We start from the raw sequence: 21,772 nt of genomic DNA on the forward strand, positions 1-21,772 counted from the left end.
TGATTAAATTTATTTTGTAGCTGAACGATTCCATGTTAAAGCAAATAACCCTCCTCCTAAAAGAGCAGAAATACTGAAAAATATAAATACCCCATTCCAACTATAATTATCACTAATCCATCCTACGCCGATTCCTGCAATAGCCGCTCCTAAATAACCAAATAACCCTGATAATCCATTAGCTGTACCGACAGCTTGACGAGTACTGAAATCAGCAGCTGCTATACCTACAAGGAGCTGAGGTCCTGAAACAAAAAAGCCTATTAAAGACAGAATGACTATACTTAATAATTCACTTTGAATAGGAATTGTCCAAAACAAGACTAACAATAAGCTAAGCAATACCATACATATCGCTCCAATGGGACCACGACGTCCTTGAAATAATTTATCCGATAAAAAGCCAGCTATCAACGCCCCAGGAATTCCTATCATTTCATATAAACCGATTTGTAAGCCTGCATTTGCAAGGCTTATATTACGTAAATCTTTTAAAAATGTTGGAGCCCAATAAATTACTCCGGAACGTATTATATAAACAAACATATTTGCTAAACAAACATACCATATTAGTCTATTGCAAAAGACCATTTTAAGTAATTGTGGAGTTAATAGCTTTTCATAATTTCCTATAGATTCAGGCGGATATTCTTTATATTCCTCTACGGTAGATAAACCTACTTCTTTTGGAGAATTACGAAGCCTATTATATAAAAAAAGCGATACTACACAAGCAACTAGACCGGGAACGAAAAAAGCAGCTCTCCAATCAAATTTATCGATTAAATAACCGCAGCTTATCATAGCAAGGGCACCACCTATTTGATTAGAGGTTGTACCCATAGCCCATTTAGTTCCAAGTTCTTTTGAAGCAAACCAGTGAGTAAGCATCTTTGTTGCAGGAGGCCACCCCATCGATTGAAACCAGTTACTGACTATCCATAAAATCCCTATAAGCCATAAAGAATCTGACAAACCTATTAGAATAGTAATGATTCCGACAACTAAAAGGCCCAAAACCATAAATATCCGAGCATTAACTTTATCGCTAATAAACCCGTTACAAGCTTTACTAACTCCATACATAATAGATGAAGCCGTTAATATCCAACCAATTTGTGTTTTAGTGACCCCAAAATATTCTCTTATAGCAGGAGTTGCTATATTAAAATTCTGACGACAAAAATAAAAAGTTGCATAACCTATAATAATAGAATATAAAATCCTTACTCGCCAACTATTATATTTTTTTACATATGGCGATCTTGTAGTTTTACTTTTGGGTTTTGTATCTGTCATACTATAAACTCTCCGACTATAAAAAAAGCAAGTTTCAGAGTCGAGCAGCTTACTTTTGTTATAATATTAAATTTTAATACATTCTATTTTTCAGTTTTATTTACCAAAACTTGATACTCTTTATTTAAACCTTTAACAGCATATATCCACAATATTACTATTACAAAGAATATAGAAGCAAAATAAGGAGTTGCCTCTACAAAACCAAATGCAGGAAATAAAATAAAGAATGTAGATTGAATAATAGCACCGCCTGATTTACCGAATCTTCCTCCGATAACTTCAACAGCAGCTTGCCCTTTTACTCGTAAATCCTTATCAAGCGGAATATACGCCATGTTTTTAGTGGCATCAAATAAAGAATATTTTACACCTTTACTTAAAACATTCTGAATCATACCGATCATAACAGCAAGTGCTAAAGGACCTGAAGCAAGAATACCTGTTAAATGCATAGCAATAACACTATCAAAAAAGATAAATGCAAAAAATGCTGCACCGGTAATTAACATCATTAATGGAGTTATCATAGCTGCAGTTAGCCATGATACTTTTCTTAAAATATTACTACCTATAAGCATGAAAGCAATTGCAACCCAACCCTGATAAAATTGGAACTTACCCATATATATAGTATACGCCTCTTTCGTCGGATACAATTCTTTTACTTTGGATTTCCAAACACCTTCAACTAAATTTACTGAAACACCGTAAGCAATAAGTAACAATGCAATATAACCTACATACTTAGAAGTAAAGATCATTTTAAAACTGTCTATTAATGACATTTTAGCTTTAGCTTTCTTTTCTTTTACTAATGACGGATTATAAAGTCTAGGATCGGTTAGAACATTTTTATTCATCCATCTATATGTTAATATTACCAAAAAGCTACTTGTCATCATTATAACAAATAAAGGCACAAATTTTAGATGTTCTGCAACTATTTGAGTCTTTTCATGCAAAAAATATCCAATAATCACCGATGTTACAGGCAATGCTAAATTAGCAAGTAAACCAAACATTGAGTAAAAACGTTTAGCTTCATCGGTTTTAGTAATTTGGTTAGCAAATTGCCAAAATAATAAACTAAGCATCATTGTTCCCCAAAGCTCTGCCATAGTATAAAAAGATGCAAAGCTCCATTGACCAACTATTCTTATAAACCATTTAAAATTAGGGTAAGCTAAACTTAAAGATTCTATGGTTTCAGGATCAGGATGAACTAAATCAGGGTAGGGGTAAAGAACAAACGCAAATAACGCAAAATACCCTAAGAAAAATGAAGTAATAACGTAAAATACGTTTTCTTGCTTTAAAATATCGCAGAGCTTAACATAAATTACCATAGCGATTACGGCAGAAGGTAGTACTATATATGTTTTTAAGAAACTTATTGCTTCTGCCCCTATATCCGTTACTACAAACCCGTCTTTAATTGAACGAAGCGTTGAGTAGTTTAATAAAATACAGAACATCATAAACGCCATAGGAAGAAACTTCTTATTTTCATATCTTTCTATAGGCCAAATTACCTTTCTTAGTTCCAAGAGATAATTGTCACTTTTGGGAGTACTCATAAATTAAATTTTTCTATTTATTTTGAAGATAAATACTATACTAAAATATGTTAGAAAAGTCAAACCTATTGATTTTTTCTCAAAGGAAATTAAATAAAATGTACTAACTCTGAGATGTATAAAAGAAATATGATAATTTATTTACTTGATTTTAATTTCTATCTATAATTTCCTATTTATAATTATTACAATAAAATATATGTCCAAATTAAAAATAGCTCTATTTAATTAACTGCTATAATTTGCATAACAGGTTGTAAAAGTAATATGAAAAATGAAAACAATGTTTCATTACCGTAATATGTAACCTTAAACTTAGAGACTCTAAATAATTTTGAGGATAAAACTATTAGAATAAAGGCAAAAATGTTAAACTTCCCTTTATCTGCAAAAGATTTACGCGATATATTATTCTAGAAAAAAATATGATCAAGAAGAAAATTGTGCAGGGCTTGCTGCACCGTAAATAGATATCTCAAAATGTATAATAATATTTGCAGTACATGAAAATGAAGAGTTAAAACAATGGCGTCCTGATCTTAAGGATACAATGCCTAAAACTATATGGATTAATCCCTCATATAAACCGACAGATATTACTAAACATGAAGATTATGAAGGATGTTTTTCTGTTGAAAATGCTACAGGTCCAGTTGCAAGATTCAAAAAGATTCATTATCACGCATATGATATAAATGGACATCAAATCCAAGGCATCACAGAAGGATTTTTAGCAAGAGTTATCCAGCATGAAATCAATCATCTAAACGGAAAAGTATTTTTAGATTATGTAGCTCCCGAAAAAATAATGACAAAAGAACAATATTTAGAAAAACGTCAAAAAGTTATGGAGCAGGAAAATATAAAATCTTAGAGTCCTCCAAATCTTAAATATCATTCTAGCTAAAATTTTAGTATGTCATTCCTAGCTAAAAGCTGTGTTGTTGTATGAAACGATATCATTGCCGCAAAAACGTGAATCTAAAAAAGCAAAATTATTCGAGCTTTTAATATAAAAATTAAAATATATTTGTATTTTTTAGTTACTGGATTCCTTGCCTTCGCAGGCAAGTATTGTTGCGTGGACTGATAAAACCCATTGTGTCACCTAGTTCGCTTGACCACATGGTCCATAAAAATAATAAAAAATACTAATAATTTTAGTATTTTTAACTAGATCCCGTGGTCAAGCCACGGGATGACAGAGGTGAACTTGATCCACGCGGGCAATGCCTAGCAGGAATTATATAATTCCATGCTAAAACAGCATAAATTTAGTCCATATTAATTAGTATAATACTATTGCATCAGATACGGTATGTATTGTATGTTCACCTAAAGCTTCATCCTCATTTCCTGTAACATTATTTATAATTTTTTTGTCCATAAATAATGTAGCAGAACCGCCACCGTCTAGGTTAATTGCCGCTTCGCATCTAAGGCTTAACATATAATCTACAAGCTCTGTTTTAGTTAATCCTATCACAGCATCATTTACAAGGTGTTTTTTCTAGAATCTTTAAAGCTTCGGGTAACGTTAATTTCTAAAAAGTTACTCCTTTTTCTTTGCGTAGAATTGATCTAGCTTGTACAAGCTTAAGGTCTTTATACATGTTGCTTATAAATATGCTCGGCTATAACTATAGTGCCATCATTACGCACTCCCAAAGCAGTACGTGCATGAGCCGAATCATTTTGCTTTAGATTATCTACAATATTTTTACCGTTTTGAACTAATACAGCAATGCCTGTTACTACTGAAGCAGTTTTGCTTAAATTTATAGACTTACCGTCTTTATCAATAAATTCTAAATTCAGCTTTACAGAATCATTTATATTGACTGTCGGCAAGCTTACTTCTTTTGGGCAAGATAATACAAAACTTTTTGCGGAATTTGATTATCACCATGATTGCTTATGTCCATAATAATCAAATTCTGATCAATCAAGATTTCCTTATTAGTATAAGGCGTTAATGTAGTAGATGCCTACACATCATTATAGAAGGTAATATCTTTTGGATTTGAAAAATAATTAACTTGATTTGGAATAATCGATTTATCGCCTATATCGACAGAAATTTTTGCACTAGCCTTGGTAATTTGAGTATATTGTCCTGATCTATAATTAGCAAGCTTTGTAGTTGTTTTCTAAGACTAAATAGCTTGCCGTCAACCATTAAGGTAAGGCTAAGTCTACCGTCATCGCTACCTGCAATCTCAAAGAATCCAGCATTAATGGCAGCAACTGCATTAGTGTGGTGTGCTATCGCGTCTACTGTTTCTTTGCCTATAACCTAATTATGCTCTTTAACTAGTTTTAACTCAAAATTCTTAGGATCAATAGTTAATACATGGATAATATGCTTATCTTTTCCATAACGAGTATACGTTAAGCCTGTATGTTCCTTTGCATATATTTTAAAACTGATTATTAAAATCACAAATCAGTAAACTAATCTAATCATATTGTTTTACTTTGTTTAACAATAAAATTTAGCCATAATGCTTCTTTACTTGGAGAGAATCTTTTACTCTTTTCCGTCCATATTTTAACTACCTTAAAAAGCCCGTTAAAATAAGGTTTTATTGTATCTTTATTCATATTATAAAAATCACGACCATCAGTTTGCATAATATCAGAACCGTACCCGTAAAAAGCATAAAAAATCCCTTCCGATTTTAATACAGTGTAAATTTTTTTATAAACATTGATTGTTTCATTATAAGATCTATGAAAGAGAGTTGCTTGAGCCCAAACCCCATCAAACGACTCCTTAAAATCGATATCCTGAAAAGTTGAGTGCAGTACATCTATTCCAGTTTTTTTCGTGGCTAATTTAACCATCTCACTTGAGCCATTAAAAGCGGTCACTTGATAACCTTGACCTAGAAAATACTTTGTACACGACCGAGTCCGCAACCGGCATCTAAAATATGGGCTTTTTTAGGTAAATAGCTAGTAAATGCTTTATAATTACCGGATAAATCCGCATTAATCGTTCTATCGTAAAACTCTTGAGCATTATTATTATAATATTATATATTTTTCATAACTTTATATTTATTCTCAATTATTAGTATAGTTATACTCACCAAACAATAAAATACAAATAATTTTTATTATATCTTTTCATTGACTATTAGACTTAAAAATGGTCTACTTATTAAGAAGTTTTTGCGTAGATACCGTAGTCATCATTGCGTACAAGCATAGGCATGGTTCTTATGTCATTCCCGCAAAAGCGGAAAGGTGTTATTGCGTGGATCAGTTTTACCTCCGTCATCCCGTGGCTTGACCACGGGATCCAGTTAAAAATACTAAAATTATTAGTATTTTTTATTGTTTTTATGGACCTAGTTAGCAAGCCACGGGGTAACACAGTAGGTTTTACCAGCCTATGCAACAATGCCTTGCGGGAATGACATAGGTATCCACACAACAATACCACTTATTAAGAATAAGGCTTAAGGTTTATATGATAAAAAAAATAATATTTGGAGTAGCTATTTTACTTAGTACAAGCTGCTTTGCCAATAGTACAACTTCTAACGGCTCAAAAAAAGATGCAACAAAAACCAACGACGCTACAACACAAAAAATTATAGATGATTTTTCTGCTTATGCGGGTACTATAAAACCTGAAGTACGGGAGGAAATACAAAAATATAGAGTAGAGATAGTTGCTATTAATAAAAAGAAACGTGAACTATATAACAGCCTTTCCAAAGAGGCTCAAAATTTTTTAGCAGAGCAACAAAAATATAAACAAAAACTATCTATTTCTAAACTACCGGCAGAAAACGACCCAAAAAATAATACTGTTGATTCTAATGACAACAAGGATAACGATACAAAATAAAATCTGTTATTTTTGTGAACATATAGATGTATGGTATGGGTAGATAAAACCTGTTCCTATGTCATTTCTGCAAAAGTAGGAATCCAGTACTTTAAAGCTTTTTAAAAGTTTTACCTTGAAAAAAATGATATAATAAAAAATCTTTAAAATTAAGATTTTTTAGCCTGGATCCCCGCTTTCGCGGGGATGACATCGAGAGTTTTTTTAAAAACTGTCCGGTACTATAGGTCAAGCCACAGGATGACGGTGGTGCAGCATAGATTCCTGCTTTCGTAGGAATGACATAAGAGCCATACAACAACGCTGCTTTTTTAGCTAGGTATTTCATAAATCTGCTCTACTACACCATCAAGACCCATTAAAAAAGTATAAATTTTTAATTGTGGGAATTTTTCTTTGATTATATCACGTGCTTTGTTTAAAATTTCTGCATGGGCTGCCGTTTCTTTTTCCTTGGTATTTAGCTGTTCCTGACCTATAAGTATTTTGTAAGCTCCACATTCTCTATGATCAAGAAAAATAATTTGTTTGATATTATGTAATTCTTGTAAAATCTCAATAGTATCTTCTATTGTTTTTCCCCAATAAGTATATTTGTCATTAACGAGGGCAAGCGATGCACCGGGCAGTGATACTTTATCAAAATTATCTTCTAACCCTAATTGCTTCATTAATTTATTTGTTTCATCTATTAATCTAAAATCTACACAACTAATTAAAAGAGTAGAAGCTTCATTTAATGTTTTTAAATGTTCATTACTTACTTCTACCTTTACAACTTTCTTATTGGCAATTATATCATTGTCCGCAGCGTAAAGATTTACACTCGACACCATAATAAACCCTAAAATTATATATTTTACATATATCATAAAATTCTCCTATTTAAAAATATTTTTTACATGCTTTAAAATAAGAATAACCTGTAATGATTGTTAAAAAAGCGGCAATCCATAAAATTACTTCCCCTACTATATCTAAATAAATAATTCCTGAACCTTTGGAGCCTAGTATCAATATCGATAAAGCAAACATTTGTAAAAACGTTTTTACCTTAGCGATTCTCGATACAGGCACACTAACCTTTACTAAAGCTAAAAATTCCCGAAGACCGCTAACTAAAAATTCTCGTGCTAAAATTAATAGACAAGGTATCTCATCTACGTTATCTTTTTTTAGTAGCATTATAATAACGCAACCCACTAGTAACTTATCTGCTATAGGATCAAACATCTTGCCAAAGCTCGTAACTAAATTATATTTTCTTGCAATATAACCGTCAAAAAAATCCGTAATACTAGCTAAAACAAATAATAATGCTCCAAGTTTACGTGCAAGTGAATTATTTACATAAAATGCCAGTATAATAACCGGAATTACCATTATTCGAGCAATAGTTAAATAATTAGGTAAATTTTTATCTATTCTCATTAATTAATTAAATTTATTAATATAATATTGTTGAATTATGGATAGAATATTATTCCAAGACCAGTATATTAAAAGTCCCACAGGAAAACTACTAAACATAAATAAAAAAATTAACGGCATAAATTTCATTACTTGAGCTTGCATCGGATCCGCAGGTTCAGGACTCATTTTTTGCTGTAAGAACATAGTAATAGCCATTAAAATAGGCCATACTCCAATCACTAAAAATGACGGCGGTGAAAGCGGTAATAAGCCGAATAAATTAAAAATAGTAGTAGGGTCAGGTGCGGATAAATCTTTAATCCAACCGTAGAATGGTGCTTGCCGCATTTCAATAGTTACATATAATACTTTATAGATAGAGAAAAATACCGGAATTTGAACAAGTATAGGCAAACAACCCGCTACCGGATTTACTTTTTCTTTTTTATATAAAGCCATAATTTCTTGATTTAAACGTGCTTTATCATCACTGTATAAATTTTTTATCCTATCGATTTCCGGTTGTAAATTTTTCATTTTTTTCATCGAACGATAAGACTTATTGGCTAAGGTAAACATTAAGAGCTTAATTATAACCGTAACAATTAATATACTAATACCGAAATTACCGACATAGCCATAGAAAAAATTCATGGCGTAGAAGACCGGCTTAGTAATTATATAAAACCAACCGAAATCAATAGCTCTATCAAATAATTTAATATCATATTGTTTTTCATATTGATCAAGTAAGTCTACTTTTTTTGCTCCGGCAAAAATTCTGTTTTTAATGGAAAAATTTTCACCGGGCTTTATTATTTGCACCGGTGAAATAAAATCTACCTGATATTTTTCAGTACCTTGTTTAACAGCGTAATTAAAATTTGAGCTATAATTACTTGATTTGTCAGGAATTAAAGCAGATAGCCAATATTTATCGGTAATTCCTATCCAGTCAACTTTACTTGCTGCAAATTTTTCGCTTTTCTTATCTTTAATATCATCATACGAATATTCTTTAAGATTCTCGTCTATACAACCGATAGGTCCTTGATGTAGTATATTTACGGCTTTTTCTACGGCAGTATATTTACGATTTATTAAGCCGTATGATTGAACTGGAAGCTCTTTATTGCTATTATTAACTATGGTTTGTTCTATAGTAAATAAATAGTTTTTATCAACGGTAATAGTAACTAAAAACTTAACTCCGTCTTCATTGACCCAAAATAAATTCACAGGTTTTTCAGGACTTAATATTTCACCGTCACTACTCCATATAGTATCGTTATTAGGAAGTTTTACACTAGATAAATTACTAACTAAGCCAATTTCGGCAAAATAAGAATACTCTGTATTAGTAGGTGAAAATAATACCACATCAGAGCTATTTTTAGATAAATCTTGCTTATATTTTTTTAATATTAAATCATCAAATCTAAGTCCTTTTAGTGAAATAGAACCGGTGAGTGATTCAGATTCTATTTTAATACGCTGTACTTGATTTTCTTCTTGAACAACAATATCAGTTACAGGTTCTACTAAAACTTTTAACTGTTGTTTCTTTAAATTTTCTGCTTTCTGCACTGCTATTTGCTGTTGCTGTTTTTTTTGTGCAGGTTTTACAACAAAATACTGCCAACCGAAAATTATACTTAAAGACAGTACAATAGCGGCTATTAAATTAATGATATTATTATTCATTCCTAGGTCTTAAATTTTCATATTTTTAAAGCTTTAAATTTTAAAGTATTTAGCGAAAATAATCAAGTAGTATATATACTTCTTTTCTTTCAAAAGAAGTATATATACAAGATGAAGGGCGGCTTCCATCTTGGATACAAATTTAACTTCAGATATATTATACCACCCCTACATTCTGAAATATTTTTAATTTAAATTCAGGAAGTATAGAAATTAAATGTTCAGAAATATTGTCTTGTATATTTTCATAACCTACCAAATTCACTTCTTTAATGAAGATATATATTTCTATAGGCAACCCGTTAATTGTAGGTTCAAGTTGTCTTACTAAAAAAGTAAATCCTTCATTATAAACTGCTGGATTATTTTTTAGATATTCCTGAATATATAATTTAAATAGCTTAATGTTGGTTAAATATTTCTCTTCTTTATCAAGAGTGATTTTATCTATTACATCCTTTGATATATAAGGAGATTTTTTTAGTTCTTTTAAAATAGTAACATCACAGAAGTTAATAGTTGCCATATTAATATTAAATACTCTCTTTACCCTTCTTGCTCCTGATTCACTAATTCCTCTATAATTAGTTACATTAGAATTTAAAATGCTGTAAGTAGGAACTGTAGAAATAGATTGGTCAAAATTCCTAATTGTTACTACGGAAATAGTAATTTTTTCAACTGTTCCCTCAATTTTTCCTATACGTACCCAGTCTCCAATATTAATAATTTCTTGAGTAGTTAGTTGCAAACTTGCAAGTAATCCTAAAACGGTATCTTTGAAAACAAATGTTAAAAGAGCTGCGGCTGCACCTAAACTTGTTAAGAATGTACTAAGCGAAATATTTAACATATATGAAATAGTTACCATTGCGGCAATAACTATAACAATAATTTTTAATATTTGAAAATATAAGCTAAGCGGTGCATTTTTTGCAACAGCTTTGATCCTATTGTGATACAGATCTGCACAAGCATCTATAAGCGTTAATAATAACATCGTCACAGATATACTAGTATATAAGATTACTATAGTATCTTTGATTCTAAGTAATACATGTGCTTTAAAAGAAGTAGGATGGAAAATATTTCCCCAACCTACAAAGTAAAGTGCTAATAAAGTATGTAATAAATAACGAAATATAGGATATTTTTTCAGTATCCTTTCATACTCATAATCATGATGTCTAGTTAAATAATTTTTTACAGGAATAAAAATTAATCTTTTAATTAGAAATATTACCGGTATAAGAGATACTAACATAACAAACAATAATACTAACTCAGTACTTGCGGTATGATATAGATCCATTAAATATTGCATATTTTACCTATCATTATTATTATAAATATAAATCTTTTTTATTATTACTAAGCATTTTATTTTTATCAATAATTTTAACTCAAAAGAGTTTGGTATTGCTAAACAAATATAGATACTGTCATTGCGAAGCCACGAAGTGGCTGTGACAATCCATAAAAATAATAAAAAACTCGATTGCTTCATCAATTACTTACATAATTTTCTGTAACTCAGACGTTAAATGAATTAAATAACTTATTTATCTATGACATTTCCTAATATCAATCCAATTATTTTCTCTCTAGGTCCACTTGCTATCTCTTGGTATTCTCTTTCATATGTAGTAGGAATTTTGCTAGGCTGGTTCTATGCAAACAAAATTATAGAAAAATTTAAGCCTAAAATTACCAAAAAAAATCTAGAAGATTTCATTACTTATGCCGTTATAGGCATAATAGTCGGAGGCAGACTAGGATTTGTTTTATTATATAACCCTTCTAGATATTTTTTACATCTAATAGATATCTTAAAAACTTATGAAGGCGGGATGTCTTTCCATGGCGGAGCTTTAGGGGTGATTATTGCTGCTTATTTGTTTTGTCGAAAATATAAAGTTAATTTTTTAAGTCTCACGGATATAATAGCCACTGTAGTACCTATCGGATTATTTTTAGGTAGAACCGCTAATTTTATTAACGGCGAACTATACGGACGTATTACAAATTCTTCTTTTGGTATGATTTTTCCGAATAGTGATTTGATGCCAAGACATCCTAGTCAGTTATATGAAGCTTTTTTTGAAGGTTTAGTATTATTTTGTATCTTAGCGTATGCAACATTTAAGCATAAAACTCTTAAAAACTACGGTTTAAACTCAGGACTATTTTTAACCTTTTACGCTCTTTTCCGAATCGCTATTGAAATATTTAGAGAACCAGACATACAAATCGGGTTTATTTTAGATAACTTAACTATGGGACAAATTTTATCTGTACCTATGTTACTTTTAGGAAGTTATTTAATATGTCAATCGAATCCAAAATAAGACAATTAATTGAACAAAACGGTTATATTACTTGCGATATCCTTATGCAGGAGGTATTAAACTTAAATCCTACTTCCTATTATAAGCAAGTAAAATCATTGGCTAGCGAAGGGGACTTTGTGACAGCTCCTGAAATTTCGCAGCTATTCGGTGAAATTATCGGCTTATGGTGTATCAAAGAGTGGCAAAGAATCGGTTGCCCAAAAAGTCTTAGTTTAGTAGAGCTTGGTCCTGGTCGGGGTCTATTAATGCGTGATTTACTACGCACTGCAAAATTAGTACCGAAATTTTACAAAGCTTTATCAATTGAACTAATAGAAATTAATCAAAATTTTATTGCTCATCAGAAGGCTAATTTACAAGATATTAATCTACCGATTAGCCATCGATCATTTGTAGAAGATATACCCAAAAAACCTACTATAATAATAGCTAATGAATTCTTTGATGCTATGACGATAAAGCAATATATTAAAGTCAAGGAATTATGGTATGAAAGAATATTTGTAGTGCAACCGGTAGACGGCAGAATTAAATACGATAAAATAAGCATTAATAAGCCATTACAAGAATATTTACTAAGAACTCATATTGAAGCAAAAGACGGAGCAGTACTTGAAGAATCTTATAAATCGATAGAAATTATAAAATTTATAGCACAGCATCTAAAAACACTGAGCGGTAGTTGCTTAATAATAGATTATGGCTATGATATAGCTCCGAATGATAGAACTAGATATCAATATAATCCAACATTACAAGCGGTCAAAAACCATCAATATTGCCCCATCCTTGAAAATCTTGGAGAAGCTGATTTATCGGCACATGTGGATTTTTATACATTAAAAACAGTAGCTAAAAATAGTAAAATAAACGTAATAGATACAATAGCGCAACGAGATTTTTTAATAGAAAACGGCATCTTATTACGCAAGCAAACATTGCAAGACAAGCTTAACAATAGACATCTTTCCAAATTACCTCTAGAAGTAGAGTTTGAAAAAGTGTCTAAGCAAGCAGGAATAATAGAAAAACAGGTAGAGAGGCTAATATCCCCGAAACAAATGGGCACATTATTTAAAGTATTACAAATTATGAATTAATCTATTTTAGCTCTTTCACAGAACCTAAGTTCTGCGTCTTGATTATAAATGGACAACTTAAGCACCTTTCTTCACATTTCAGCATAGCTTCAAATTCTTTTATACGCTCTTCGGTGTAAGACACATAACCAAGTATCATTGGATATACGGAACCGCCATAAACCCCAGAACTCCAAAATTCACAATCAGCATCTCGGTACTTAATCCATAAATTTTGGGCTTTTCTGAGTAAATTAACTTTTTCTTGTTCATCTGCAAGATGCTTTAATATTTCTTGATATATTTGATTTAGTTTCTTATCAACTTTCTTATATTCTTCGCCAGCACAATAATGCATGTCACCTTGTGTGTCACGGCATTATTACAATCAACAGCAAAAGCACAAGATATCGAACTAAGAAATAGCCAACAGAAAATAATTATTTTTTCATTATTTTATCATTTTTAAAAATAATTATTAAGCATCATACGCCGTGGCGTTCTGCAATTAAACTTTTTATTTTGCCTATAGCTTTAGCAGGATTTAAGCCTTTCGGGCAGGTCTTAGTACAATTCATAATCGTATGACAACGGTAAAGCTTAAATGGGTCTTCTAAAGCTTCAAGACGTTCACCGGTATTATCATCCCTTGAATCGGCAATCCATCTATATGCTTGTAGTAAAATCGCAGGCCCCAAATATTTATCACTGTTCCACCAATAGCTAGGACAGGAAGTAGAACAGCAAGCACATAATATGCACTCATATAAACCATCAAGCTTTTCTCGGTCTTTAATCGACTGTAACCTTTCAGAATTTGAAGGGGTAGGGCTATCGGTTTTAAGCCAAGGTTCTATAGATTCGTATTGTGCGTAAAAATGCGACATATCGGGTACTAAATCTTTCACTACTTTCATATGAGGAAGCGGATAGATTTTAATATCGCCTGATATATCTTCTATTGGTTTTATACATGCTAAAGTATTAGTACCATCAATGTTCATGGAACAGCTACCGCAAATTCCTTCCCGACAAGAACGCCTAAAAGCTAAAGTAGAATCGATTTCATTTTTGATTTTAATTAAAGCATCTAAAACCATCGGCCCGGTTTTGCTTAAATCTATCTCAAAACTATCGATAGTAGGATTCTCATCAAGATCAGGGTCATACCTATAAATTGTTACCTTTCTAGGTTTAAGCATTTCCTCTTGTTCTTTATACTCTTTTCCTTTTTTTACTACTGAATTTGGCGGTAATCTTAACTCTGCCATTTAAGTACTCTCTTAAAATTTATTTTTAGGACTATACAAAATAATTAGCTAATTCACCATCTTTCATACCATTAACAAAATCTTTGATTTTTAATTTTAGTTGAATGTTATTACCAGGATGTCTGATTGAATCTTTAGGGATTGTTTTACTTCAAGAGCCATTACCTCCTTTTCGTTGAATTACAATATAATTACTATTATAATATTACCCTTATTTGTAAAAATAATATCATAATTTAGAGCTTTTAGAATATCTTGCATTACATATATACGCATTAATTTTTCTTCTCTTTGATATAAAACTAATAACTCTCTTGCAGTTTCATTTGAGAATAACTATTTAACCATTTCTTTTGCAATAGGCTGAAAAATTAAAAACACCCTTTCTTGCTCTTCAAGTGGAATAAAATTTGATTTAACATTTCTTGATTTGTTAATGATCAAGTTCTGTAGGTAATCTAAGCAATTTAAGTTAAATATTTTGTAAAAATTATTTCTAGATGCTCTCGTAAGCTGATTATATGCGATGCTTGCTTATATGCCTTAATACTACATCTATGTTATGACCACAGCTAAAGTTCATTTTAACATCAGGTTTTTCTGCATATATTCCTGTATTAATAGCATGTGCAAAATTGCCTTCTATTTTAAAAATATCTCCAATCTTATCTATTATATCAATATGTTCACTGATACTACTTTTTAAAAAGAGTTTCTACATTTTTACCTATATATGCGTCTCCATTATCCATTAAACTGCTTGTATTGAGTCATATATATTTGCTATTACTTGTGGAATTACTGAATTACCTAATTGCCTATAGCCCTTTAATCCATCTGCAACATAATGATCTTGGGGAAAACCCATTAAATATTTACATTCATTAATTGATAGTATTCTTATCTTATCATTTATATAATAAAGATCCTTTTCTAAAATATCATCCAGAAAAATCCTTTCATAAGATTCTTCCGGCTTTACATATTTGAATGTATATTCACTGCTAAAGTCTTGTCGTAAACAAAATAAACTCTTTCTCTTGCTTGCGGTACCCCAAATACTGAAGCATTTAACACATTTCTATATACTTTATACATCTAATTTTTGGTCTATAGTTTCAATTACGCTACCATTTTTTAACATTATCAAGTAACAATATATAAGGGTTTGTGATATTGTGCTATTCTGATTATTTCATAAAAGAGTCTACAATTATTATCTCCTATACCAAGCCTCTTCCCTGAAATGCTAAAAGATTGGCCAGAAAAACCAGCACATAAAATATCATGTTTAGGAATTTTGTGTGCTGATATTTCCGTAATACCACCGTATGGCTTATCACCAAAATTTCTTTTATATGCTTCTTGTACGTCTTTGTCTATATCAGAAGAAAAAACACATTCAAGCCCTTTTGTTTCCAAGTCTTTTCTAAAACCACCGATACCGCAAAAATAAATCTATAAACTTATACATAAAGTCAGTTATTTAACAAATTAAACTATATCTTAGTACTCTCTTTTTTAGCCTTACTTGTTTTTACTTTTTCAGGTGATTTTTCTTTATCTATTTTTATAGTAGATGAATCATTAAAAGGAAATTTATTCTCCTCTTCTGAATCTAAAGCTCTACCGCTAAGTAAGTTTTTAATTTGCTGACCGGACAATGTCTCATATTCAATTAAAGCATTAGCTAAAGTATGCAGTTGATCTATATGTTTTGTCAAAATATCTTTCGCAAATTCATATCCTTGCGTAATAATTCTTTTAACTTCAGCATCAATTAACTCTGCAGTAGCTTCCGAGGTTTCATTATTAGGTTGTCTACCATACATATCATCACCGCTTGAACCATGAAATATCGGTCCTATTAAATCACTTAAACCTGCTTTTGTAACCATCGCTCTTGCAATATTAGTTGCACCTTTTATATCCGATGAAGCTCCTGAGGTAACTTTATTTCTACCAAAAATAATTTCCTCTGCTACTCTTCCTGCCATATAAACTGCTATAGATGATTCCATCTGTTCACGATTCTGAGAATATTCATCAGTTTCAGGAAGTCTTTGTACCATCCCAAGAGCATTACCGCGCGGTATAATCGTAGCCTTATGAATAGGCGATGCTGCAGGACAATAAAGCCCGACTAATGCATGTCCTCCTTCATGATATGCAGTCAATTTTTTTTCTTTTTCCGACATTGCAATAGAACGACGTGCAACTCCCATCAGCACCTTATCTTTTGCCTCTTCCATGTCGTGCATGTCTACTTCTTTTTTACCAAGCCTTGCAGCAATAAGAGCAGCTTCATTAACTAAATTAGCAAGTTCAGCACCGGAAAAACCCGGAGTTCCACGAGCAATAATTCGTGCTAATACCGTACTATTATATTTAATTTTCTTTAAATGTACTTTTAGAATTTGCTCACGACCGTTTATATCAGGGTTTGCAACGGCAATTTGACGATCAAACCTACCGGGACGTAGTAATGCACGATCAAGAACATCAGGACGGTTTGTAGCTGCAATGATTACAACTCCCTCATTTGCTTCAAATCCGTCCATTTCGACTAACATTTGGTTTAAGGTTTGCTCACGCTCATCATTGCCGCCGCCCATACCTATACCTCTATGGCGACCTACGGCATCAATCTCATCGATAAAGATAATACAAGGAGCATTACGTTTACCCTGTTCAAACATATCGCGCACACGGCTTGCACCAACACCCACAAACATTTCAACAAAATCAGAGCCGGATATACTAAAAAATGGAACATTAGCCTCACCTGCAATTGCTTTAGCAAGAAGGGTCTTTCCTGTTCCAGGAGGACCTATAAGTAAGCAGCCTTTCGGTATTTTACCGCCAAGCTTTTGGAACTTGCTTGGATCTCTTAAAAAATCTACTATTTCAGTTAATTCTTCTTTTGCTTCATCGATACCTGCCACATCTTTAAAGGTAATTTTTGGTCCTTTATCTGATAGCAACCTAGCTTTAGATTTTCCAAACCCCATGGCTTTCCCACCGCCGTGCATTTGACGCATAAAAAAAATCCACACACCTATCAATAAAAGCATAGGAAACCAAGAAATTAAAAAGCCTAAAAAGGTATTCATTCTTGTTTCAAGAGGTACCACTTCAATATTAACGTCATTACTAGTAAGACGATTTACTAAATCAGGATAATCAGGAGCATAAGTGCTAAAAGTAGATCCGTCATTTGAAGTGCCTTCAATTACTCTACCTTGAATTTTTACCGAATTAACGGTCTTTTCATCAACTCGTGTTAAAAAATCCGAGAAAGTTATATTATTTCTTCCGCCAAGTAAACCGTCAGATTGGAAAACATTAAAAAGTAATATTACAAAAACAAAAAGTGCTGCCCAAGCTAAAATACTTCTACCTTGATTATTCATCGATATAAAACCTAATAAAAACTTTTATCGGTACTATAATTTAATACCGGTGTTAGCAAAAATGGGTGAAACGAGATACAAAATTTGGAACAAACGATACTTCAAAGTTCCACATGTCGTTATCATAATATGATATATGTGGTATTGCTATAACTTTTTCAAGTATTTTAATTATAGGCAAGGTAAATAAAATTGCATTGTGGTTTTTGCAGGATAGATTTTTCAAAGGTTCTAAATCTAATTGTTTCTTTATCGTTTTATAATCTTCTAATGATAAATAAGTTATAACACAATCAGGAGTTTCTTGATTTTTCGTGATACAAAATCTATTATCCCAAATAATGGATTTATCTAGTAATATTTTACTCTCAGGTAATTTTTTGCCGAATTCCTTGTATACAAGCAACTCGTTTTGTATACGCTTAATTACACAGCCATGAAGTGTATTCTTAAAGTTTACGTCTTGAGTAATTAATTTCAAAATAGATTCTACCGAGTAAAAACGAGCTGCTCTAAATTGTCCGCTAATTATTATCAGTAAAAAATTAATTATTTGTACTTTCACCTCATTTGAAAACTTATCAAATTTAACTAAATCAAGAAAAGCAAAGCCATATTCAAAAATTTTGACTGCTTCGGCTATTGCTGATATTAACTCCGGTTTAAATTTATTGTCCAGTAAATCATTAATTTTAAGCTGTTGTAAGATTATCTCGGCTTTAATATAGCCTACGCCTTTAGCTAATTTTTGCCTAATAATATTTCGTCTATATTTATCAGATGAATTTGACTCATCTTCAAACCACTTTATATTATGACTGACTAAATACTCTACTAATTCACTTTTTGGAATATTATATAGCGGTCTAATTATTTGTATATTATTATACCAATTAATATTACTGCTACTAAGTCCAAATATACCGCTATTACGTTCTAATCTTAAACAAAAATTTTCTACGTAATCATCTGCATGGTGAGCAGTTAAAAGTACTAATATATCGAATTCTAGACATAGATTTGTCATTAAATCATAACGTCCTTCTCTTGCTCTTTCTTGTAAATTGGAAAAATTATTTTGATGATCAAAAGATAAACTATAATGCTTGCGATTTAGACTATTACTGATATTTTGGATATAATAGGTCTCTTGCTTCGACTGTGCCCGTAAGTTATGATCAACCGATATAACAGATAATTCTATATTATTTTTTTCTGCCCAAATATTAGCAAGATAAAGAAGTGCTACCGAATCGCTCCCACCGGAAACTGCAACCGCTATTTTAGATAAACCAAAATTACCTATTAGATTATTGATATTATACTCAAATTTTTCATATAGCATGGTTGAAAAATGTTAGTATTGTTGAAAGTTATTTTTAAGGATATCGTAGTTAATTCGGTAGTATACGAATTATATTATTCCCGCATAGGTGGGACGTTGTTGTATAGATACCGAACCATCATTGCGAGGAGGCGTTGTTGCGTGGACCGATAAAACCCACTGTGTCATCCCGTGGTCAAGCCCACGGGGTGGGTGACACAGATGAAATTGATCCACGCAACAACACCTTGCGAGGAGCAAAGCGATGTGGCAATCCAGAAAAACAATTAAAACATTTTATAAATCAGAATTTTTAACTAGATTGCCGCACCCACTTTGTTCGTTCGCAATGACTATGGAAAAATTTATGCTGACTCAGCTAAATCTTCTGAAGTTTCAGTCTTTTGTTCGCGTAAATAATCTTGTGCTTCTGATTCTGATCTTGCAACAATAACCGTAACTATAGCATTAAGCTCCGCATGAAGTCTTATTTCAACTATATAAACTCCAGTAGATTTAACTTGTTTATCAAGAATAATATTTGAATGAGAAATATTATAAGATACATTTTCAGATAATTTATCGGCTATTTCCTTATTAGTAACCGAACCAAAAAGTTTACCGTCATCTGATGCTTGACGGATAAAAACTAATTTTTGCTCTTTAATAAGAGCATTAATTTTTTCTACTGCTTCCCTTATTTGCTTATCTTTTGCTTCAAATTCATGTTTTTGTTTCACTATTAGCTCTTTATTAGGCTCAGTAGCTCTAATAGCTAATTTTTGCGGTAAAAGATAATTACGACCAAATCCGTCTGCTACCTTGAGCATGTCACCAATTTTACCTAATTTTCTTACGGGTTTTATTAATATAATTTCCATGTATTATGCCTTTATTTAGCTTGAAATACAAAAGGTAATAATGCTAAAATTCTTGCAATTTTAATAGCATTATTTAGCTTTCTTTGTTTCTTTGCACAAACATTTGTGATCCTGCTTGGTAGCATTCTACCGCCTTCAGAGACAAATTTTATTAAAAGCTCAGGATTTTTATAATCAATAACAGGTGCATTAGGCACAGAAAGAGGGCATCCTTTACGTCTTCTAAAAAATACTTTTTTAGCAGTTTTATCTCCTACCTTGCGAGTAGCTGTTTCACTAGCATTATTACTTTTTAACATTCTTTAACCTTAATTCTTACAAATTTAATTATTAATCGTTACATCAATTACCGGAGTATTCTCTGTACTCTGATTTTTTAATATTGGTGAAGGTTCACTACTAATTGAATCTGCTTTAATTGTAAGAAATCTAATGATATTTTCGTTAAGCTTCATTTTTCTTTCTAGCTCTTCTTTTACATTACCAGTAATATCTAGACCTAAAAAATAATAATGTCCTTTTTTGTTATTACCGATTTTGTAAGCTAAAGTTCTTACCCCCCAATATTCTTTTTTTATGATAGTGCCATTATTATCTTTAATAATTTTAACAAAATCATCAACGATTTTATCTATATCGTTCAATGATACGTCTTGGCGTATAATAAAAACTGATTCATAAAAGCTCATGATATATAAAAATCTCCAACAAACAAACTTTAAAATAAAGCTATTTATAGCAACTAAAACTATTAAATTCAAGTGTTATCTTTAAAAATTATTATTCCTTTGTTTTTTTTATAAAAAATTTGCTATAAATTCTAATAAATCAGAAAAATTATTACAAAAATTTTTAATTATTTACTAAATATTAATGAAGATTAATTCAGTGTTTGATAAGCTATTATCTGAAATTTTTATTATAGAAGAAAAAATAAAAAAAGTGTTAATATTTCTTTAAGTAATGATATAGAGAGAGCAGGATTTAATAGAATTAGGGCTTCAACTCTAGAAAAAGCATTAACTTATTTTTTAGTCAGCCGCTTGCTATCATGATTATTAGTGCAGAATTACAAGAAAATCCTTTAATAACAATAAATAACGTTAGAAAAATTAATAAATTTTATAAAACGCCCATAATATTTTTATTACCAAACAAGCAATTAAATTTAACAGAAATAGACGATAATGTACTATTTTTTTATAAGCCCTTTTTATCTGAGCAAATAGTAGGTACTTTAAGAGCTTATTGAGACGTTCTAAGTCAGTTTTACAGGATAATATTATTAAATACAAGAATATAAATATTGATTTAAATACTGCAAAATTATACAAAGACAGACTGAATATTCGCCTAGGTCCTACTGAGTTTAAAATTTTGCGACTTTTTTTCAGTTTCCAAATGAAGTATTTTCGCGTCAAGAAATAAGAAAATATTTATGGGAAAGCGAAGAGACCTTTAATGAATGTCTTATAAATGTTCATATAAATAGAATTTAGAGAGGCCTTAGGGAAAGACAATTTAATTATTAAAACCGTTCGTTTTATTGGTTATTGTTTAAATAAGGATAATGATTAGGCTCTGTGAAGGAGAAC

23 protein-coding genes and 2 pseudogenes are annotated in these 21,772 nt (G+C 31.2%); 5 read left to right on the forward strand and 20 right to left on the reverse strand.

Annotated elements, in window-relative coordinates; genetic code table 11:
* Positions 1–9: 9 nt before the first annotated feature.
* Positions 10–1,299 (reverse strand): MFS transporter, encoded by a 1,290-nt coding sequence (locus tag A452_RS0107130; protein ID WP_014412085.1) that lies wholly within the window; start codon positions 1,297–1,299, stop codon positions 10–12.
* Between the two features lie 83 nt (positions 1,300–1,382).
* The gene (gene tlc1, locus A452_RS0107135) at positions 1,383–2,879 is read right to left on the reverse strand and encodes an ATP/ADP exchange transporter Tlc1 (RefSeq protein ID WP_014412084.1); all 1,497 of its coding nucleotides are present in this window, start codon (positions 2,877–2,879) and stop codon (positions 1,383–1,385) included.
* A gap of 199 nt (positions 2,880–3,078) precedes the next feature.
* Here tlc1 and A452_RS10170 point away from each other — a divergent pair.
* Positions 3,079–3,753 (forward strand): annotated as a pseudogene (locus A452_RS10170) (peptide deformylase).
* Positions 3,754–4,167: 414 nt separating this feature from the next.
* Here the strand turns inward: A452_RS10170 and A452_RS12305 are convergent.
* The 4 genes from A452_RS12305 to A452_RS08810 all read right to left on the reverse strand — a co-directional run bounded on the left by A452_RS12305 (position 4,168) and on the right by A452_RS08810 (position 5,753).
* Positions 4,168–4,365, reverse strand: a complete 198-nt coding sequence (locus tag A452_RS12305; protein WP_014412082.1) for a phosphodiester glycosidase family protein — start codon at positions 4,363–4,365, stop codon at positions 4,168–4,170.
* A gap of 119 nt (positions 4,366–4,484) precedes the next feature.
* Positions 4,485–4,730, reverse strand: coding sequence for a phosphodiester glycosidase family protein (locus tag A452_RS0107150; RefSeq protein ID WP_014412081.1), 246 nt, complete (start codon positions 4,728–4,730; stop codon positions 4,485–4,487).
* 445 nt (positions 4,731–5,175) lie between these two features.
* A complete protein-coding gene (locus A452_RS11265) occupies positions 5,176–5,322 on the reverse strand; it encodes a hypothetical protein (RefSeq protein ID WP_014412080.1) in 147 nt (48 codons plus the stop codon).
* A gap of 20 nt (positions 5,323–5,342) precedes the next feature.
* Positions 5,343–5,753 carry a methyltransferase domain-containing protein gene (locus A452_RS08810; protein WP_014412079.1) on the reverse strand — a complete coding sequence of 137 codons (411 nt, stop codon included), beginning with the start codon at positions 5,751–5,753 and terminating at the stop codon, positions 5,343–5,345.
* Between the two features lie 604 nt (positions 5,754–6,357).
* On the opposite strand from A452_RS08810, the gene A452_RS0107170 reads away from it, so the two are divergent.
* The gene (locus A452_RS0107170) at positions 6,358–6,741 is read left to right on the forward strand and encodes a hypothetical protein (RefSeq protein ID WP_014412078.1); all 384 of its coding nucleotides are present in this window, start codon (positions 6,358–6,360) and stop codon (positions 6,739–6,741) included.
* Positions 6,742–7,052: 311 nt separating this feature from the next.
* Here A452_RS0107170 and A452_RS0107180 read toward each other — a convergent pair whose 3' ends face one another.
* The 4 genes from A452_RS0107180 to A452_RS0107195 form a co-directional block, all read right to left on the reverse strand.
* Complete coding sequence (locus A452_RS0107180) at positions 7,053–7,613, reverse strand: carbonic anhydrase (protein WP_017208700.1); 561 nt, start codon at positions 7,611–7,613, stop codon at positions 7,053–7,055.
* Positions 7,614–7,626: 13 nt separating this feature from the next.
* Complete coding sequence (gene pgsA, locus A452_RS0107185; RefSeq protein WP_014412076.1) at positions 7,627–8,172, reverse strand: CDP-diacylglycerol--glycerol-3-phosphate 3-phosphatidyltransferase; 546 nt, start codon at positions 8,170–8,172, stop codon at positions 7,627–7,629.
* Between the two features lie 3 nt (positions 8,173–8,175).
* Positions 8,176–9,858, reverse strand: coding sequence for a membrane protein insertase YidC (gene yidC / locus A452_RS0107190; RefSeq protein WP_014412075.1), 1,683 nt, complete (start codon positions 9,856–9,858; stop codon positions 8,176–8,178).
* A gap of 157 nt (positions 9,859–10,015) precedes the next feature.
* Positions 10,016–11,182: a mechanosensitive ion channel family protein gene (locus A452_RS0107195; protein ID WP_014412074.1), complete on the reverse strand. Its 1,167-nt coding sequence runs from the start codon at positions 11,180–11,182 to the stop codon at positions 10,016–10,018.
* A 244-nt stretch (positions 11,183–11,426) separates the two neighbouring features.
* On the opposite strand from A452_RS0107195, the gene lgt reads away from it, so the two are divergent.
* Both lgt and A452_RS0107205 read left to right on the forward strand, forming a co-directional pair.
* Positions 11,427–12,206 carry a prolipoprotein diacylglyceryl transferase gene (gene lgt / locus A452_RS0107200; RefSeq protein ID WP_014412073.1) on the forward strand — a complete coding sequence of 260 codons (780 nt, stop codon included), beginning with the start codon at positions 11,427–11,429 and terminating at the stop codon, positions 12,204–12,206.
* Complete coding sequence (locus tag A452_RS0107205) at positions 12,185–13,309, forward strand: class I SAM-dependent methyltransferase (RefSeq protein ID WP_014412072.1); 1,125 nt, start codon at positions 12,185–12,187, stop codon at positions 13,307–13,309. The genes lgt and A452_RS0107205 overlap by 22 nt, the downstream gene beginning before the upstream one ends.
* Before the next feature lies 1 nt (position 13,310).
* Here the strand turns inward: A452_RS0107205 and A452_RS0107210 are convergent, their stop codons facing one another.
* The 10 genes and pseudogenes from A452_RS0107210 to rpsF all read right to left on the reverse strand — a co-directional run bounded on the left by A452_RS0107210 (position 13,311) and on the right by rpsF (position 20,866).
* Positions 13,311–13,646, reverse strand: coding sequence for a lysozyme inhibitor LprI family protein (locus A452_RS0107210; protein WP_014412071.1), 336 nt, complete (start codon positions 13,644–13,646; stop codon positions 13,311–13,313).
* A 127-nt stretch (positions 13,647–13,773) separates the two neighbouring features.
* Positions 13,774–14,559 carry a succinate dehydrogenase iron-sulfur subunit gene (locus A452_RS0107215; RefSeq protein WP_014412070.1) on the reverse strand — a complete coding sequence of 262 codons (786 nt, stop codon included), beginning with the start codon at positions 14,557–14,559 and terminating at the stop codon, positions 13,774–13,776.
* A 751-nt stretch (positions 14,560–15,310) separates the two neighbouring features.
* Complete coding sequence (locus A452_RS12900) at positions 15,311–15,619, reverse strand: DNA cytosine methyltransferase (protein ID WP_081482420.1); 309 nt, start codon at positions 15,617–15,619, stop codon at positions 15,311–15,313.
* A pseudogene (gene dcm, locus A452_RS12315) lies at positions 15,538–15,981 on the reverse strand (DNA (cytosine-5-)-methyltransferase). Before dcm ends, A452_RS12900 begins: the two are co-directional and overlap by 82 nt.
* A gap of 77 nt (positions 15,982–16,058) precedes the next feature.
* Complete coding sequence (gene ftsH, locus A452_RS0107230; RefSeq protein WP_014412069.1) at positions 16,059–17,972, reverse strand: ATP-dependent zinc metalloprotease FtsH; 1,914 nt, start codon at positions 17,970–17,972, stop codon at positions 16,059–16,061.
* Positions 17,973–18,024: 52 nt separating this feature from the next.
* On the reverse strand, positions 18,025–19,317 hold the full coding sequence (gene tilS, locus A452_RS0107235) for a tRNA lysidine(34) synthetase TilS (RefSeq protein WP_014412068.1): 1,293 nt from the start codon (positions 19,315–19,317) through the stop codon (positions 18,025–18,027).
* Between the two features lie 69 nt (positions 19,318–19,386).
* Positions 19,387–19,533, reverse strand: a complete 147-nt coding sequence (locus A452_RS10955; protein ID WP_157781383.1) for a hypothetical protein — start codon at positions 19,531–19,533, stop codon at positions 19,387–19,389.
* A 128-nt stretch (positions 19,534–19,661) separates the two neighbouring features.
* Positions 19,662–20,177, reverse strand: a complete 516-nt coding sequence (rplI, locus tag A452_RS0107240; RefSeq protein WP_014412067.1) for a 50S ribosomal protein L9 — start codon at positions 20,175–20,177, stop codon at positions 19,662–19,664.
* A gap of 11 nt (positions 20,178–20,188) precedes the next feature.
* Positions 20,189–20,476: a 30S ribosomal protein S18 gene (gene rpsR / locus A452_RS0107245; RefSeq protein WP_010420625.1), complete on the reverse strand. Its 288-nt coding sequence runs from the start codon at positions 20,474–20,476 to the stop codon at positions 20,189–20,191.
* Between the two features lie 24 nt (positions 20,477–20,500).
* Entirely contained in the window at positions 20,501–20,866 is a 366-nt protein-coding gene (gene rpsF / locus A452_RS0107250) for a 30S ribosomal protein S6 (RefSeq protein ID WP_014412066.1), read from the reverse strand.
* Positions 20,867–21,228: 362 nt separating this feature from the next.
* Between rpsF and A452_RS0107255 the strand changes: the two genes are divergently transcribed.
* A complete protein-coding gene (locus A452_RS0107255) occupies positions 21,229–21,429 on the forward strand; it encodes a hypothetical protein (protein WP_014412065.1) in 201 nt (66 codons plus the stop codon).
* Positions 21,430–21,772 lie beyond the last annotated feature (343 nt).

Source organism: Rickettsia australis str. Phillips (assembly GCF_000273745.1).
In the GTDB taxonomy this organism is placed as follows: Bacteria; Pseudomonadota; Alphaproteobacteria; order Rickettsiales; family Rickettsiaceae; genus Rickettsia; species Rickettsia australis.

Coding starts and splice junctions, on each gene's coding strand:
- A452_RS0107130 (WP_014412085.1), bottom strand. CDS start 1,299: ATGACAGATACAAAACCCAAAAGTAAAACTACAAGATCGCCATATGTA.
- rplI (WP_014412067.1), bottom strand. CDS start 20,177: ATGGAAATTATATTAATAAAACCCGTAAGAAAATTAGGTAAAATTGGT.
- A452_RS0107180 (WP_017208700.1), bottom strand. CDS start 7,613: ATGATATATGTAAAATATATAATTTTAGGGTTTATTATGGTGTCGAGT.
- rpsF (WP_014412066.1), bottom strand. CDS start 20,866: ATGAGCTTTTATGAATCAGTTTTTATTATACGCCAAGACGTATCATTG.
- A452_RS0107195 (WP_014412074.1), bottom strand. CDS start 11,182: ATGCAATATTTAATGGATCTATATCATACCGCAAGTACTGAGTTAGTA.
- A452_RS0107205 (WP_014412072.1), top strand. CDS start 12,185: ATGTCAATCGAATCCAAAATAAGACAATTAATTGAACAAAACGGTTAT.
- lgt (WP_014412073.1), top strand. CDS start 11,427: ATGACATTTCCTAATATCAATCCAATTATTTTCTCTCTAGGTCCACTT.
- tilS (WP_014412068.1), bottom strand. CDS start 19,317: ATGCTATATGAAAAATTTGAGTATAATATCAATAATCTAATAGGTAAT.
- pgsA (WP_014412076.1), bottom strand. CDS start 8,172: ATGAGAATAGATAAAAATTTACCTAATTATTTAACTATTGCTCGAATA.
- A452_RS0107170 (WP_014412078.1), top strand. CDS start 6,358: ATGATAAAAAAAATAATATTTGGAGTAGCTATTTTACTTAGTACAAGC.
- A452_RS0107255 (WP_014412065.1), top strand. CDS start 21,229: ATGATTATTAGTGCAGAATTACAAGAAAATCCTTTAATAACAATAAAT.
- rpsR (WP_010420625.1), bottom strand. CDS start 20,476: ATGTTAAAAAGTAATAATGCTAGTGAAACAGCTACTCGCAAGGTAGGA.
- A452_RS0107210 (WP_014412071.1), bottom strand. CDS start 13,646: ATGCATTATTGTGCTGGCGAAGAATATAAGAAAGTTGATAAGAAACTA.
- yidC (WP_014412075.1), bottom strand. CDS start 9,858: ATGAATAATAATATCATTAATTTAATAGCCGCTATTGTACTGTCTTTA.
- tlc1 (WP_014412084.1), bottom strand. CDS start 2,879: ATGAGTACTCCCAAAAGTGACAATTATCTCTTGGAACTAAGAAAGGTA.
- ftsH (WP_014412069.1), bottom strand. CDS start 17,972: ATGAATAATCAAGGTAGAAGTATTTTAGCTTGGGCAGCACTTTTTGTT.
- A452_RS0107215 (WP_014412070.1), bottom strand. CDS start 14,559: ATGGCAGAGTTAAGATTACCGCCAAATTCAGTAGTAAAAAAAGGAAAA.